At 71.1% G+C, this 15007-nt stretch carries 13 protein-coding genes; 8 read left to right on the top strand and 5 right to left on the bottom strand.

Going from position 1 to position 15007, the window contains the following annotated elements:
* Window positions 1–60: 60 nt before the first annotated feature.
* Entirely contained in the window at window positions 61–2691 is a 2631-nt protein-coding gene (locus ACFXC1_RS16065) for a DEAD/DEAH box helicase (protein ID WP_381243065.1), read from the bottom strand.
* Between the two features lie 480 nt (window positions 2692–3171).
* On the opposite strand from ACFXC1_RS16065, the gene ACFXC1_RS16060 reads away from it, so the two are divergent.
* Window positions 3172–3909 carry a ferritin-like fold-containing protein gene (locus tag ACFXC1_RS16060; RefSeq protein WP_317886817.1) on the top strand — a complete coding sequence of 246 codons (738 nt, stop codon included), beginning with the start codon at window positions 3172–3174 and terminating at the stop codon, window positions 3907–3909.
* Between the two features lie 270 nt (window positions 3910–4179).
* Here the strand turns inward: ACFXC1_RS16060 and ACFXC1_RS16055 are convergent, their stop codons facing one another.
* The 4 genes from ACFXC1_RS16055 to ACFXC1_RS16040 form a co-directional block, all read right to left on the bottom strand.
* A complete protein-coding gene (locus ACFXC1_RS16055) occupies window positions 4180–4449 on the bottom strand; it encodes a hypothetical protein (protein WP_381243063.1) in 270 nt (89 codons plus the stop codon).
* A gap of 169 nt (window positions 4450–4618) precedes the next feature.
* Window positions 4619–4846 carry a DUF3107 domain-containing protein gene (locus ACFXC1_RS16050; protein ID WP_019072095.1) on the bottom strand — a complete coding sequence of 76 codons (228 nt, stop codon included), beginning with the start codon at window positions 4844–4846 and terminating at the stop codon, window positions 4619–4621.
* Between the two features lie 143 nt (window positions 4847–4989).
* Window positions 4990–5634 (bottom strand): TetR/AcrR family transcriptional regulator, encoded by a 645-nt coding sequence (locus tag ACFXC1_RS16045; protein WP_093629014.1) that lies wholly within the window; start codon window positions 5632–5634, stop codon window positions 4990–4992.
* Between the two features lie 213 nt (window positions 5635–5847).
* Window positions 5848–6066 carry a hypothetical protein gene (locus ACFXC1_RS16040; RefSeq protein WP_381243060.1) on the bottom strand — a complete coding sequence of 73 codons (219 nt, stop codon included), beginning with the start codon at window positions 6064–6066 and terminating at the stop codon, window positions 5848–5850.
* Between the two features lie 234 nt (window positions 6067–6300).
* On the opposite strand from ACFXC1_RS16040, the gene ACFXC1_RS16035 reads away from it, so the two are divergent.
* The 7 genes from ACFXC1_RS16035 (at window position 6301) to ACFXC1_RS16005 (ending at window position 14774) form a co-directional block, all read left to right on the top strand.
* Entirely contained in the window at window positions 6301–7479 is a 1179-nt protein-coding gene (locus ACFXC1_RS16035; RefSeq protein ID WP_381243059.1) for an alpha/beta fold hydrolase, read from the top strand.
* A gap of 9 nt (window positions 7480–7488) precedes the next feature.
* Window positions 7489–9012 (top strand): DUF3152 domain-containing protein, encoded by a 1524-nt coding sequence (locus ACFXC1_RS16030; RefSeq protein WP_381243057.1) that lies wholly within the window; start codon window positions 7489–7491, stop codon window positions 9010–9012.
* A 56-nt stretch (window positions 9013–9068) separates the two neighbouring features.
* Entirely contained in the window at window positions 9069–9161 is a 93-nt protein-coding gene (locus ACFXC1_RS16025) for an Ms4533A family Cys-rich leader peptide (protein WP_381243055.1), read from the top strand.
* Between the two features lie 193 nt (window positions 9162–9354).
* The gene (locus tag ACFXC1_RS16020; protein ID WP_381243053.1) at window positions 9355–11073 is read left to right on the top strand and encodes an ABC transporter substrate-binding protein; all 1719 of its coding nucleotides are present in this window, start codon (window positions 9355–9357) and stop codon (window positions 11071–11073) included.
* Between the two features lie 4 nt (window positions 11074–11077).
* Complete coding sequence (locus tag ACFXC1_RS16015; RefSeq protein ID WP_381243051.1) at window positions 11078–12157, top strand: ABC transporter permease; 1080 nt, start codon at window positions 11078–11080, stop codon at window positions 12155–12157.
* Window positions 12154–13152: an ABC transporter permease gene (locus ACFXC1_RS16010; protein ID WP_381243049.1), complete on the top strand. Its 999-nt coding sequence runs from the start codon at window positions 12154–12156 to the stop codon at window positions 13150–13152. Before ACFXC1_RS16015 ends, ACFXC1_RS16010 begins: the two co-directional genes overlap by 4 nt.
* The gene (locus ACFXC1_RS16005; RefSeq protein ID WP_381243047.1) at window positions 13149–14774 is read left to right on the top strand and encodes a dipeptide ABC transporter ATP-binding protein; all 1626 of its coding nucleotides are present in this window, start codon (window positions 13149–13151) and stop codon (window positions 14772–14774) included. The genes ACFXC1_RS16010 and ACFXC1_RS16005 overlap by 4 nt, the downstream gene beginning before the upstream one ends.
* The last annotated feature ends 233 nt before the right edge of the window (window positions 14775–15007 follow it).

Below are 15007 nucleotides of genomic sequence, written 5' to 3'. Positions count from 1 at the left end.
GACGGCCCGGCCCACGTGGAGTGGGCCGGGCCGTTCGGTGTCATGACCTTCGGGGACCGGTCAGCTCTCGCCGGCCTCCGCCGCCGTAGTCGCTGCCGCCGCGGCCTTGCGGGGACGGCGCACCCTCGGCTTCGCCTCGGCTGCCTCCGTCGGCTCCGCGGCGACCGGGGCCTCGGCGGCCTTGCGGGTCGTACGGCGACGCGGCTTGACCTCCGCCTCCTCGGCCGCCTGGGCCGGGATGTCGGCGACGGCCGCGGTCTTCCGGGTCCGGGTGCTGCGCGGCTTGGTCTCGACCGCCTCTACCGCCTCGGTGGCGACCTCGGCGGCAGCCGTCTTGCGCGTCCGGCGCGGCTTGACCCCGGCGGCCTCCGATGCCTCGGCGGCCACCGGCGCGGCGGCCGTCTTGCGGGTCCGACGGGGCTTCGCCTCGACGGCCTCGACCGTCTCCAGGACGGCTTCGGCGGCGGTGGCCTTCCGGGTCCGACGGGGCTTGACCTCGGCCGTGGCGGCCACGGCTTCCGGCGCCTCGGCGGCCACCGGCGCGGCGGCGGCCTTGCGGGTACGGCGCGGCTTGGTCTCGACGGCCTCGACCGTGTCGACGACGGCTTCGGCGGCCTTGGTGGCAACCGCGGCCTTCCGGGTCCGACGGGGCTTGGCCTCCGCCGTGACCGTCGGCTCCGCCGCGACCGGGGCCTCGGCGGCCTTGCGGGTCGTACGGCGACGCGGCTTGACCTCCGCCTCCTCGGCCACCTGGGCCGGGATGTCGGCGACGGCCTTGCGGGCCGTGGCGCGGCGGCGCGGCTTGGCCTCCGTGCCCTCGGCCGCGTCCACGGCGACGACCTCGGCCGGAGCCGCGGTCTTCCGGGTCCGGGTGCGACGCGGCTTGGTCTCGACGGCCTCGGCCGTGTCGACGGCGTCCACGGCGGCGGCCTCCGGAGCAGCCACGGCGACGGTCTCCGCCACGGCCTTACGGGTCCGGCGGCGCGGCTTGGTCTCCTCGGCGACGGGGGCCTCGGCCACCGGCGTCTCGGCGACCACGGTCTCGGCCGTCTCGGTCGCCGGCTCCGCCGACTTGCGGGTACGGCGGCGGCGCGCGGGTGCGGGGGCGTCCAGGGCCGGGCCCTCGGCCGTAGCCACGGCGTTCTCCGCCGCCTCGGGTGCGACCGCCGTGGCCGGCAGCTGCTCTCCCGTCGCTCCGGTGCGGGTGCGGCGACGGCGGCGCGGAGTGCGGGTCGCGGTCTCCTCGGAGGCGGCCAGTGCGGTCTCCTCCGGCGTGGACGTCACGGCCGCAGCGGCCGAAGTCCCTTCCATCGGGGCGCCGTTGCGCGTACGACGGCGGCGGCGCGGGGTGCGCGCCGGGCGCTCGGCGTCGACGGGAGCGGCAGCGGAGCGGGACTCGTTCCGGTTGTCCCGGCCGGTGTCACGTCCGCCTCGGCCGCTGTCACGACCGCCACGGCCGGCGTCGCGACCGCCACGGCCACGCGGGCCGCCGCGACCACCGGTCTCGCCGAGGTCCTCGACCTCCTCCGCGGCCAGCCCGGCGCGGGTGCGCTCCGAGCGGGGCAGGACACCCTTGGTGCCCGCGGGGATGTTCAGTTCCTCGAAGAAGTGCGGGGACGTGGAGTACGTCTCCGGCGGGTCGTTGAACTTGAGGTCCAGCGCCTTGTTGATGAGCTGCCAGCGCGGGATGTCGTCCCAGTCGACAAGGGTGACCGCGATGCCCTTGGCGCCCGCGCGGCCCGTACGGCCGATGCGGTGCAGGTAGGTCTTCTCGTCCTCGGGGGACTGGTAGTTGATGACGTGCGTGACGCCCTCGACGTCGATACCGCGGGCGGCGACGTCGGTGCAGACGAGCACGTCGACCTTGCCGTTGCGGAACGCGCGCAGTGCCTGCTCGCGGGCGCCCTGGCCGAGGTCGCCGTGGACCGCACCGGAGGCGAAGCCGCGCTGCTGGAGCTGGTCGGCGAGGTCGGCCGCGGTGCGCTTGGTGCGGCAGAAGACCATGACCAGGCCCCGGCCCTCGGCCTGCAGGATGCGGGCGACGAGCTCGGGCTTGTCCATGTTGTGCGCGCGGTAGACGAACTGCGTGGTGTTCGCGACCGTCTTGCCCTCGTCGTCCGGCGAGGTGGCGCGGATGTGCGTGGGCTGCGTCATGTAGCGGCGGGCGAGACCGATGACCGCGCCCGGCATGGTCGCCGAGAACAGCATCGTCTGGCGGCGGGCCGGCAGGAAGTTGATGATCTTCTCGACGTCGGGCAGGAAGCCCAGGTCGAGCATCTCGTCGGCCTCGTCGAGGACGAGGGACCTGATGTGCTTCAGGTCGAGCTTCTTCTGGCCGGCGAGGTCCAGCAGTCGGCCCGGGGTGCCGACGACGACGTCGACGCCCTTGCGGAGCGCCTCGACCTGCGGCTCGTAGGCCCGGCCGCCGTAGATGGCGAGGACGCGTACGTTGCGCACCTTGCCGGCGGTCAGCAGGTCGTTCGTGACCTGCGTGCACAGCTCGCGGGTGGGGACCACGACGAGCGCCTGCGGGGCGTCGGTCAGCTGTTCGGGCTTGGCGCGGCCGGCCTCGACATCGGCGGGGACGGTGACGCGCTCCAGGAGCGGGAGACCGAAGCCCAGCGTCTTGCCGGTGCCGGTCTTGGCCTGGCCGATGACGTCCGTGCCGGAAAGGGCTACGGGGAGCGTCATCTCCTGGATCGGGAAGGGGGAGACGATACCGACGGCCTCAAGGGCCTCAGCGGTCTCGGGAAGGATTCCGAGCTCTCGGAAAGTAGTCAGGGTGCTGCCTCTTCTGTGTGCGCGGTGCGAGGCGAGCGCGGGGGTCGTGTCAGGACCGTGCCGGGGACGTCGGCTGCCTTACGGACAACCCGCGAGGGCAAGCCGTACTGCACGGGACCACTGCCGACGCTCTAGCGCTCGAACCGCTGAGGGTCCCCCTCCGAACTTCGTACGCAACGTGCCGTACGGGCGAGGAGGGCTGTCGGGTCGGAGCCGATCGGGCCACCGACCGGGCATCCTCATTCGTGCGGCCCGGCGAATACTCGGCGGGCGCATTACCACCATACCCCGGAATCACGCACATGCGTTGGCCGATTTGGTCACGTAGTCGTCGTCACAGTGATTGACCAGGGACTTCCGCCGTGCGGTGAGCGGGCTATTGTGCGCTTCATGACGACCGCTGACAATGCCTCCGACGCACCCGCCGAACCCACCGGAGTCGCCGCCCAGGACTGGGCCACGGCCGCCGCCGACCCGCAGTACCGCAACGCGGTCGTGGACCTGCTCGGCGCGCTCGCGTACGGCGAGCTGGCGGCGTTCGAGCGGCTCGCGGAGGACGCCAAGCTGGCGCCGACGCTCGCGGACAAGGCGGAGCTGGCGAAGATGGCGTCGGCCGAGTTCCACCACTTCGAGCAGCTCAGGGACCGGCTCACGGAGATCGGGGCCGAGCCGACCGAGGCGATGCAGCCGTTCGTCGCCGCGCTCGACGGCTTCCACAAGCAGACGGCGCCCTCGGATTGGCTGGAAGGGCTCGTCAAGGCCTACGTCGGCGACTCGATCGCCAGCGACTTCTACCGCGAGGTCGCGGCCCGCCTCGACAAGGACTCCCGCTTGCTCGTGCTCGGGGTTCTCGACGACACCGGGCACGCGAGCTTCGCCGTGGAAAAGGTACGCGCCGCGATCGACGCGGACCCGCGCGTGGGTGGCCGACTCGCCCTGTGGGCACGGCGGTTGATGGGTGAGGCGCTGTCGCAGTCGCAGCGGGTGGTCGCCGACCGGGACGCGCTGTCGACAATGCTCGTGGGCGGCGTGGCCGACGGGTTCGACCTCGCGGAGGTGGGCCGGATGTTCTCCCGGATCACCGAGGCGCACACCAAGCGGATGGCGGCCCTGGGGCTCGCGGCCTAGGTCGTGTCCGGCGGATCAGGTCGGAGGAAGGCGGCGGCGGCTCATGAGCGCGGGTGAGCGGGGTCTGGCGCGTGCAGCTGCAAGGCGGAGGAGACGTTGACATCAGCGGCTCCGCCGCGGGCGACGCGGGTGGGGGCACCTCCCGGCCGAAGGCTGGGGGCCGTCGGCGACGGACGACAACGCCACTGGGGGTCCCCCACGCCTTTGAGGCAGTGGGGGAGGGCGTGCCGGACCCCGCGTCTCCGGCATGATCCGCCGGACAGGCCCTAGTCACGCCGGTGCGGATCGTCCCCGGAGTCGTCTTGACGGCCGAACGAGCAGGGAGAGCGAGGCGGCCGAGACGACCGCCGCGCCGAGGAGGCTCGGCAGGCCACTGCCGGGGCCCAGCGCGCTGTGGGTGACGAAGTCGCCGAAGAGCGCTCCGGCGACACCGGTGGAGAAGACCAGGGTGCGGGCCGGAAGACGGTCCGCGAGCCGGTGGGCGGCGGCCCAGGCGAGCAGCAGACCCAGCACGGCGGAGCCGAGCGCTTCCAGGATCATCACGGGGGTCCCTCCCACGGTCGGCCTGCGTACTGCTGTCACAGCCGGTCATACCCGTGACCTGCGGAATGCAATCCTCCCCTGTGGGCGACTTGTGCTCCATCTGTGACGGAAACGCGAGGGGGCCCGGTGGCCTTTCCGGTCACCGGGCCCCCTCGTCTGTCCTTGGCTACAGCGCGCCGAAGCCCACCTTGCGCGGGGCCGCCTCGCCGAGCTCGACATAGGCGAGCCGGTCGGCGGGGACGAGGACCTTGCGGCCGTGCTCGTCCACGAGGCTCAGCAGCGGAGCCTTCCCGGTCAGTGCCTCGGCCACGGCCTGCTCGACCTCCTCGGCGCTCTGACCGGTCTCCAGAACGATCTCGCGAGGCGTGTGCAGCACGCCGATCTTGACCTCCACGCTATGTCCCTCCGACGGTCAGCAAAGTGCGCGATCTTCCGCGCCGTACCCAGCACACACTAGCCCGGCGAGAGGACGTAGATGTTCCGCGCCGGGAACGCCAGGAGCGAACACCGGACGGGAACAAAAAGGGAGCCCACCGGTCAGTGGTGCTGTTCGCTCCCGTGCAGCGGGAAACCGGCGATGCCGCGCCAGGCCAGCGAGGCCAGCAGCTGGACCGCCTGGTCGCGCGGGACGCTGCGGTCGCTGTGCAGCCAGGAGCGGGCGACGACCTGGGCGAGACCGCCGAGACCGGAGGCCAGGAGCATCGACTCGGCCCGCGAGAGACCGGTGTCCTCGGCGATGACGTCGCAGATCGCCACGGCGCACTCGTGTGTCACCTTGTCGACGCGCTCGCGCACGGCGGGCTCGTTCGTCAGGTCCGACTCGAAGACCAGCCGGAAGGCGCCGCCGTCGTCCTCGACGTAGGCGAAGTACGCGTCCATCGTGGCCCGGACACGCTGCTTGTTGTCGGACGTCGACGCGAGCGCGGTCCGCACCGCCTGGATCAGCGACTCGCAGTGCTGGTCGAGGAGGGCCAGGTAGAGGTCGAGCTTGCCGGGGAAGTGCTGGTAGAGCACCGGCTTGCTGACGCCGGCGCGCTCGGCGATGTCGTCCATCGCGGCCGCGTGGTACCCCTGCGCGACGAAGACCTCCTGGGCGGCGCCCAGCAGCTGGTTCCGTCGGGCACGGCGCGGCAGGCGGGTGCCCCGCGGGCGTGCCGCCTCTGTCTGCTCGATGGCTGTCACGCCGCCTCCCAATGTCGTCCTCATGCGGTGAGCGCCGCGCGGCCATCGTACTTTTCGGTAACCCTGGTGTGCGCGCTGCGAGCGCAGAATTTCACGGACCGGACGGTGACGGAAGTCGCGCAAAGTGTTTTGAAAGGGGATGGAGCGGGCATGGGGGCGCGGTTCGGTGCGCGCTCCCGGGGGAGGCGGGGGACGGTGGTGACCGTGGGGCGGTCAGCGGTAGTCGTCCTCGTCGAGGGAGACGACCCGGGCCTGTTCGATGACGTCGGCCTCGTTCGCGGAGTCCGGGTCCACCTCGGTCAGCGGGTCCTCGCGGCCCGCCGTCACCTCGGCCAACTGCTCGGCGGCGTCGTCCTCCGGAGCCTCGACGCCGAGTTCGGCGGCGCCGCTCTCGTCCTCGAAGGTCTCGGGATCGGTGGGATCGACGGCCATGGGGGGCTCCCTTCCTAGTACGTCCCTGACGAAGCAGGGGGCCACATACGGGTGCCCTGTTTACGAGCCTAGGAGACACGCGATCCGGACGCCATGCGATGGGCGGGGCAGCCGCGCGGTTGTCCGGCTCGTTGCCTGCCCGTCGACGGTCCGTCGTCGTCCGCTTCCGGCCCGTTCGCCGTCTGTGACGGCGAACACATGAACCACAGCGTGATCGTCTCGTAACATTGCCGCATGTCTTCGACAGAGCTGCCCTCCGTGTCGGTCGCCGCCGTGCTCCCGAAAGTGGCGCCCGTCAGAGTCGGCGACGGCGAGCGGCTCAGGTCGGTCCGGCTGCCGGGAATCACTCTCACGGTGCGGTCGAGACCACCGGTACGCGAAGGACTCCCGCCCGCGCTGTACGTCCACGGGCTCGGCGGTTCCTCGCAGAACTGGTCGCAGCTCATGGCCCGGCTCGACGGCGTGGTCGACAGCGAGGCCCTCGACCTGCCGGGCTTCGGCGACTCCCCGCCACCGGACGACGGCGACTACTCCGTCACGGGGCACGCGCGCGCGGTCATCCGCTACCTCGACGCGGCCGGACGCGGCCCGGTGCACCTCGTCGGCAACTCCCTGGGCGGCGCGATCGCCACCCGCGTGGCCGCGGTACGCCCGGACCTCGTCCGCACGCTCACCCTGGTCTCCCCGGCCCTCCCGGAACTCCGCGTCCAGCGCACGGCCGTCCCGACGGCACTGCTCGGCGTACCGGGCGTGGCCTCCCTGTTCACCCGCGTCAGCAGGGAATGGACAGCCGAACAGCGCGTCCGCGGCGTCATGGCCCTCTGCTACGGCGATCCCAGGCAGGTGACGCCCGAGGAGTTCCGCCACGCCGTCGAGGAACTGGAACGGCGGCTCCAACTGCCGTACTTCTGGGACGTGATGGCCCGTTCCTCCCGGGGCGTCGTGAACGCGTACACCCTGGGCGGCCAGCACGGCCTCTGGCGCCAGGCCGAGCGCGTCCTCGCCCCGACCCTCCTCGTCTACGGCCGCCGCGACCAGCTGGTCGGCTACCGCATGGCCCACCGGGCCGCCCGCGCCTTCCGCGACTCCCGACTGCTGTCCCTGCCGGACGCCGGGCATGTCGCGATGATGGAGTACCCGGAGATCGTGGCCACGGCGTTTCGTGAACTGCTCGCGGACGCGGGGGAGTTGAGGAAGGACATTGGTACCGGTGCCCGTACCGGTGCCGGCACTGCTGAGGGCGCGGTGACGGGACGTCGGACGGTTGACGCGGAAGCCGTGGGACGCGGTGGCCGAGGGGGCCGGAGTGGTGCGCGGGGGGTCCGTGACGGCGGTTCGGTGAGTACGGTGAGTGAGAGCGGCGCAGCAGCCGCGGGTGATGGCAAGGGCGACGATACGAACACGGGGAGTTGAGGAGGCGACGTGGGACGCCATAGTCGCCGTAAATCCAACTCCAAGGGTGACTCCGCGGACGGAGGCATAGGCACGGGGGCCGGTGCCGACGTCAATGCCAACGCCGGTACCGGCAGAGGCGGTTGGGCGGCTCAGGGGCGGCCTCGGCCCGGGGTGGGTCGGCAGGGTGCGCCGCGTTTCGGGGACGGGACCCCGGCGCCCGGTTTCAGGCTTCCTGACGGCACTCCTGCCCACGGCTTTCCGAGGCTTCCCGACGGCACCCCTGCGCACGGCACCCCCCGCCTCCCCGACGGCACTCCCGCGCGCGGTGTCCCGCAGGCTCGTGCCGGACACCCCGAGCAGACCGAATCCGGCGGTGGTTGGGGCGAGTTGAGGGGGCAGGGCGGGCGAGCCGGGGTGCCTCGAGCTCCGGTCGCCGGCGGACCCGTACCGCCCGGGGCGGGTCCTGTGCTTCCCATTCCCCGGCAGCGGCAGGCGCCGCAGGCCGGGGCTCAGCGAGGCGGGCAGCGCGGTCGTGGTCCCCGGCAGGACTACGTCGACGCCTTCGACGAGGACGGTGACGTCTTCGCACCGCGAGCCGGTGTCGCCGCGCACCGTTCCGACCCGTACGCCGCCGTCACCGACTGGACGTCCGAGAGCGACGCCGGCGCCGAGGGCGACGTCGACGGTGCTGCCGGCGTGCCGCCCGGTGGCCGTGGCCGGTCCGGCGTCGGTACCGGTCCCGCCAAGGGTGGGAAGGGGCGTGCCTACACCGGCATCGCCGCCGCGGCCGTCACCACCGTGCTGGCCGTCGTCGTCGCCGGACAGGTCGCCGGAGACGGTGGCAAGAGCGGTGTGCGGTCGGAGGCGGCCACCGATCAGGCCCGGGACGCCCGGGGTGCCGGTGCCGCCTCGGCGCAGGCCGGCGCGTCCGCCTCGCCGCGGGTGGCGACCCTGACCTATGCCCAGAAGATGGACGAGAAGTATCCCCTCAGTGCCACGCTCAAGGGGCCGGACAAGTTCGACGCGGTGCCCGGTGTCGACAAGGCGCCCGGCAAGGGGCGCAAGTACACGTACCGCGTGGACGTGGAGCAGGGGCTCGGCCTCGACGGCACGCTCTTCGCGGAGGCCGTGCAGAAGACGCTCAACGACAACCGGAGCTGGGCGCACAACGGGGCGCGTACTTTCGAGCGCATCTACTCCGGCAAACCGGACTTCGTGATCACTCTCGCGAGCCCTGGTACCACCGCCAAGTGGTGCGCCAAGTCCGGCCTCGACACCACCGAGGACAATGTGTCGTGCGACTCGGCGGCCACCGAACGTGTATTGATCAATGCGTACCGATGGGCCCAGGGGTCGTCAACATATGGGGACAAGATGTACGCGTATCGACAGATGTTGATCAACCATGAAGTCGGTCATCGTCTCGGCTACGGGCACGTCACCTGCGACAAGGACGGCGAGTTGGCGCCGGTCATGCAGCAGCAGACCAAGTTCCTCGACCACGACGGGATCCACTGTCTGGCGAACCCCTGGCCGTACCCGGGCAGTTGACAGGCGACGCTTATGTCACATTGACACGAGCCGCAGCATCCTTCATATTTTTGGGCATGTGGTCTAGTCATGTCGTGAAGCGCGCCGCCATCGAGCTGGCGCTCATCGGTGTGACCCCGCTCTGCGTGGCCGACATTCTCTGTCGCTGAACACCGCCCCCTGGCGTTCGTGTCGCGACCCGCACCACCTCGCCCTTGCCGCTGACCCCGGCAGGGCATTTCCGACGACCTGACGCCGGGGCAGACGTCTGTTCATTTCCGTCTCACCCCTTGTCCATCCGTCTCGCCATTCGGGAAACCCCATGAGAATTCCCGAGCATCCCCCCGAGAGGTCGTCATTCCGATGCGTCAACCGTCCGTCATAGCCCGGCGCGTGGCCGTGGCATCCGTCAGCCTGGCCGTGGCAGCGGGCGCCGCCGCCTGCGGGCCCAAGGACAACGATGCCAAGGGCTCGAGCGGCGACTCCACGCCGCACAAGGGCGGCACGCTCACGGTCCTGAACTCCAACCCCCAGGAGGACTTCGACCCGGCGCGCCTGTACACCTCCGGCGGCGGCAACGTCCCCTCCCTCGTCTTCCGTACGCTCACCACCCGCAACCGTGAGAGCGGCGCGGCCGGCGCCAAGGTCGTCCCGGACCTCGCCACCGACACCGGGCGCCCCAACAAGGACGCGACCGTCTGGACGTACACCCTGAAGAAGGGCCTCAAGTACGAGGACGGCACCGCGATCACCTCGGCCGACATCAAGTACGGCATCGAGCGCTCCTTCGCCCCCGAACTCTCCGGCGGCGCGCCCTACTTGCGGGACTGGCTGGTCGGCGCGGCCGACTACCAGGGGCCGTACAAGGACAAGAAGGGGCTCAGCGCGATCGAGACTCCGGACAGCCGGACGATCGTCTTCCACCTGAACAAGCCCGAGGGCGAGTTCCCCTACCTCGCCACGCAGACGCAGTTCACGCCCGTCCCGCAGGGCAAGGACACGGGCACCAAGTACGAGCAGCACCCGATCTCCTCGGGGCCGTACAAGGTCGTCAGGAACCAGAACGACGGTGAGACGCTGGTCCTGGAGCGCAACAAGTACTGGTCCACGGCCACTGACGCCGAGCGCAAGGCCTACCCGGACAAGATCGACGTCAAGTCGGGGCTCGACTCGTCCGTGATCAACCAGCGGCTGTCGTCGTCCCAGGGTGCGGACGCCGCCGCCGTCACGACCGACACCAACCTGGGTCCGGCCGAGCTCGCCAAGGTCACCGGCGACAAGGAACTCGCGGCGCGCGTCGGCACCGGGCACTTCGGTTACACGAACTACATCGCGTTCAACCCGACCGTCGCGCCGTTCAACAACGTCAAGGTGCGCCAGGCGATCTCGTACGCCGTCGACCGGTCGTCCGTGGTCAACGCGGCGGGCGGTTCGTCGCTCGCCGAGGCCGCGACCACCTTCCTGCCGAACCAGAAGTCCTTCGGGTACGACCCCTACGACCTCTTCCCGGCGGGCGCGTCCGGCAACGCGGCGAAGGCCAAGGAACTGCTGAAGGAGGCCGGTTACCCGAAGGGGATCACCGTCACCCTGACGCACTCCAACGACAAGGACTTCGAGACCAGCCCGGAGATCGCGACCGCGATCCAGGACGCGCTCAAGAAGGCCGGCATCACCGTCAAGCTCCAGGGCCTGGAGATCAACGACTACAAGGACAAGATCCACAGCGTCAAGACCGAGCCGGGCTTCTTCCTCGCCCACTGGGGTGCCGACTGGCCCTCCGGCGGTCCCTTCCTCGCCCCGATCTTCGACGGCCGCCAGATCGTCAAGGACGGCGCGAACTTCAACACCGGCCTGCTCAATGACAAGTCGGTCAATGCCGAGATTGACTCGATCAACAAGTTGACGAATCTTGACGAGGCCGCCAAGAGGTGGGGCGCACTGGACAAGAAGATCGGCGAGCAGGCCCTGACTGTGCCGCTGTTCCACCCCGTCTACAAGCGACTCGTCGGCAAGGACATCAAGAACGTCGTGATCAGCGACTGGACCGGCGTCCTGGACATCTCCCAGGTCGCGGTCAAGTAACCCCATGAGCGAGGCACTTGTCGCCTCCCAGGCCGCCGGGACGGACGTAACCGTCCCGGCGGCCTCGGGGGCCCGTCAGTTCTGGCGGCGGCTGCGCGCGCCGCGCGCCGCCCTCGTCGCGGCGGCCGTCGTCGCCCTGCTCGTCCTGGTCGCGCTCGCCGCGCCCCTGCTCACCGCGATCGAGGGCCAGGACCCCTTCACCTACCACCCGTCGCTCATCGACTCCGCGCGCGGAGGCGTCCCGACCGGCTCCTTCGGGGGCATCACCGCCGACCACTGGCTCGGCGTCGAACCGCAGACCGGCCGCGACCTGTTCGCCCGTCTCGTCTACGGGGCCCGGGTCTCGCTCGGTGTCGCCCTGGGGGCGACCGTCGTACAGGTCACCATCGGTGTCGTGGTCGGTGTCGCCGCCGCACTCGGCAGTCAATGGGTTGATCAACTGTTGAGCAGGTTGACCGAGATCATCATCGCGATGCCGTTGATGATCATGTCGTTGGCACTGCTGGCGATCGTGCCCAGCAGCTTTCCGCGGCCCCTGCTGGTCGCCCTCGTCATCGGCCTGATCGCCTGGGGCAACACCGCGAAGATCGTGCGCGCCCAGACGCTCACCCTGAAGCAACTCGACTACGTGTCCGCCGCCCGGCTCAGCGGCTGGGGCACCTGGCGCATCGCCCGCCGCGAACTGCTCCCGGGACTCGCCGCGCCCGTCATCACGTACGCCGCGCTCCTCGTCCCGATGAACATCACCGTCGAGGCCGCGCTGTCCTTCCTCGGCGTCGGCGTGAAGCCCCCGACGCCCTCCTGGGGGCAGATGCTCACCGCCGCCGACGTCTGGTACCAGGCGGCACCGCAGTACCTCCTGCTGCCCGCCGGCGCGTTGTTCGTCACCGTGCTGTCCCTGACGGTCCTGGGCGACGGCATCCGCACGGCCCTCGACCCGCGCGCTGCCTCCCGCCTGAGCATCGGCACCGGCCGCAGGCGCGAGGCCAAGGCGGACGCCGGCACCAAGGACGCGAGCGCCGAGGGTGTCAGCGGCAAGGCTGCGACTACGAAGAGCCCTGGTTCCAAGGAGGCCACGTCATGAGCGGCTTCGGAGGATTCCTCCTGCGTCGCGGTATCGGCACCGTGATCACCCTGCTCGCGATCTCGGTGATCGTCTACGTCGTCTTCTTCGTCACCCCCGGGAACGTCGCCCAGATCACCTGCGGCCCGCGCTGCTCTCCGGAACAAGTGCACCAGGTCGCCCAGCAGTTGCGGCTCGACGACCCGCTGTACCTCCGCTACTGGCACTTCCTCCAGGGCATCCTCGTCGGTCAGGACTACTCCACGGGCACCTCCGTGGAGCACTGCTCGGCACCCTGCCTCGGCCTGTCGTACCAGGGCGACCAGCAGGTCACCCAGCTGATCCTGACCAAGCTGCCGGTCAGCCTGTCCCTCGTCTTCGGCGCGATGGTGCTGTGGCTGATCCTCGGCGTCGGCACCGGCGTCCTGTCCGCGTGGCGGCGCGGCCGGCTCACCGAGCGCCTGCTGACCGGCATCACCCTCGCGGGCGTCGCCACCCCGGTGTTCGTGATCGGCCTGGTCCTGATGATCGTCGTCTGCGGGCAGCTCCAACTGCTGCCGTTCCCGCAGTACGTCGCTCTCACCGACGACCCCGAACAGTGGGCCTGGAACCTGCTGCTGCCCTGGCTCTCGCTCGCCCTCATCGAGGCCGCCACGTTCGCCCGGCTCACCCGGGCCTCGATGCTGGAGACCCTCGCCGAGGACCACATCCGCACCTTCCGCGCGTACGGCGTCGGTGAACGGTCCATCATCGGGCGGCACGCGCTGCGCGGGGCGTTCGCGCCGATCATCGCGCTCAACGCCAACAACGTCGGCTCGGCGGTCGGCGGCGCCGTCCTCACCGAGACGCTCTTCGGACTGCCCGGCATCGGACAGGAACTCGTCCACGCCGTCAACGTCGTCGACCTCCCCGTGGTCGTCGGCATGGTCCTGGTCATCGGCTTCTTCGTGGTCATCGCCAACGCCGTCGCGGACGTGCTCTACGCGGTGGCCGACCGACGGGTGGTGCTCGCATGAGTTCGGTGGAAGCTTCCCTTGAGGGCTCGGTGGACGTCCTGGTGGAGGTCACCGACCTGACGGTCGGGTTCGGATCGCTGCGCGCCGTCGACGGTCTGTCCTTCCGGCTGGAGAAGGGCGCCGCACTGGGTCTGGTCGGCGAGTCCGGCTCCGGCAAGTCCACGGTCGCCTCGGCCCTGTTGGGGCTGCACCGCGGCACCGGAGCCGACGTGGGCGGCTCGGTGCGTGTGGCCGGCATCGACGTACAGGAGGCGTCCGACGCGGACCTGGGGCGGCTGCGGGGCGGCAAAGCCGCGATGGTCTTCCAGGACCCGCTGTCGTCCCTGGACCCGTACTACGCGATCGGCGACCAGATAGCCGAGGTGTACCGGGTGCACGCGCGAGTGTCGCGTCGGGCGGCACGCGCGCGTGCCGTCGAGGTCCTGGACCGGGTTGGAATTCCGGACGCACTGCGACGGTCCCGGTCGCGCCCGCACGAGTTCAGCGGCGGTATGCGCCAACGCGCCCTGATCGCCATGGCGTTGGCCTGCGAGCCGGAGCTGCTCATCGCCGACGAGCCCACGACCGCGCTCGACGTCACCGTCCAGGCCCAGATCCTCGACCTGCTGCACACGCTCCGCGAGGAGACCGGCCTGGGGCTGCTGCTCGTCACGCACGACGTGGGTGTCGCCGCGGAGAGCGTCGACGAGATCCTGGTCATGCGGCACGGGCGCGCTGTCGAGCACGGACCGGTGGGCACCGTCCTCGGGGCACCGACCGAGCCGTACACCCGGGACCTGCTGGGTGCGGTCCCGCGCGTGGACGTGCCGCGCGCGCCCTCCGAGGCACCCGCCGCCGACGCGGAGGTCGTCCTGGAGGCCACGGGCCTGCGGCGCGAATTCGGGCGCGGCAAGCGGGCGTTCGCGGCCGTGGACGACGTGTCGCTGACCGTCCACCGGGGCGAGACCCTCGGCATCGTGGGCGAGAGCGGCAGCGGCAAGACGACGCTGGGCCGGATGCTGGTCGGGCTGCTGAAGCCGACGGCCGGCGAGATCAAGCCCGGCGGAGGCGTACGCCCCGACGTCCAGATGGTCTTCCAGGACCCCGTCTCCTCCCTCAACCCCCGCCGCAGCGTGGGCGAGTCGATCGCCGACCCGCTCCGCGCGCGCGGCGAACGGGACGAGGGGCGCATTCGGGGGCGCGTCAGGGAACTGCTGGAGCGCGTCGGGCTCGAAGGGGCGCACTACGACCGCTACCCGCACGAGTTCAGCGGCGGCCAGCGCCAGCGCGTGGGCATCGCGCGGGCGCTCGCGGCCGACCCGCGCGTGATCGTGTGCGACGAGCCGGTCTCCGCGCTCGACGTCACCACTCAGGCCCAGGTCGTCGCCCTGCTCGGCGAACTCCAGCGCGAACTCGGCCTCGCCCTCGTGTTCGTGGCCCACGACCTCGCCGTCGTGCGTCAGGTCAGTGACCGGGTCGCGGTGATGCGGCGCGGGAGGATCGTTGAACAAGGCCCCGCCGACGAGGTCTACGACTCGCCGCAGGACCCGTACACGAAGCAGCTGTTGGCCGCCGTACCGGCCCTCGATCCGGAGGTGGCGGCCCAGCGGAGGGCGGTTCGACGGGAGTTGGCGACGGCTTGAGGATCGTAGAACGATCTGGGTGTGGATCGTAGAACGATCCGCCCCCGGGTGATCCCTTAGCGCGAGCGAACGCGACCCGCACGGGAAAGTTACGACCGTTCACCCCTTTTGGTGGGGGGGGGGGGCGCCACCCCCGGCCCCCCCCCCCCGGGCCCCGTAAGTCGTGCCCCCGCCCGGCCCCGCGGGGCCGCGGGGGGGCCCCCCCGGCGGCTGTGGGTGGGGGGGTGGGGCGA

Origin of the sequence: Streptomyces hokutonensis (genome assembly GCF_042751305.1) — a bacterium.
Lineage (GTDB): Bacteria > Actinomycetota > Actinomycetes > Streptomycetales > Streptomycetaceae > Streptomyces > Streptomyces hokutonensis_A.
Note: the sequence above shows the minus strand (reverse complement) of the source record. Positions and strands in the feature narration are given on the sequence as shown.

What these genes read in the sequence shown, in the direction of transcription:
- ACFXC1_RS16065 (WP_381243065.1), bottom strand. Translation starts at nt 2,691, where the DNA reads ATGACGCTCCCCGTAGCCCTTTCCGGCACGGACGTCATCGGCCAGGCC.
- ACFXC1_RS16060 (WP_317886817.1), top strand. Translation starts at nt 3,172, where the DNA reads ATGACGACCGCTGACAATGCCTCCGACGCACCCGCCGAACCCACCGGA.
- ACFXC1_RS16055 (WP_381243063.1), bottom strand. Translation starts at nt 4,449, where the DNA reads ATGATCCTGGAAGCGCTCGGCTCCGCCGTGCTGGGTCTGCTGCTCGCC.
- ACFXC1_RS16040 (WP_381243060.1), bottom strand. Translation starts at nt 6,066, where the DNA reads ATGGCCGTCGATCCCACCGATCCCGAGACCTTCGAGGACGAGAGCGGC.
- ACFXC1_RS16035 (WP_381243059.1), top strand. Translation starts at nt 6,301, where the DNA reads ATGTCTTCGACAGAGCTGCCCTCCGTGTCGGTCGCCGCCGTGCTCCCG.
- ACFXC1_RS16025 (WP_381243055.1), top strand. Translation starts at nt 9,069, where the DNA reads ATGTGGTCTAGTCATGTCGTGAAGCGCGCCGCCATCGAGCTGGCGCTC.
- ACFXC1_RS16020 (WP_381243053.1), top strand. Translation starts at nt 9,355, where the DNA reads ATGCGTCAACCGTCCGTCATAGCCCGGCGCGTGGCCGTGGCATCCGTC.
- ACFXC1_RS16015 (WP_381243051.1), top strand. Translation starts at nt 11,078, where the DNA reads ATGAGCGAGGCACTTGTCGCCTCCCAGGCCGCCGGGACGGACGTAACC.
- ACFXC1_RS16010 (WP_381243049.1), top strand. Translation starts at nt 12,154, where the DNA reads ATGAGCGGCTTCGGAGGATTCCTCCTGCGTCGCGGTATCGGCACCGTG.
- ACFXC1_RS16005 (WP_381243047.1), top strand. Translation starts at nt 13,149, where the DNA reads ATGAGTTCGGTGGAAGCTTCCCTTGAGGGCTCGGTGGACGTCCTGGTG.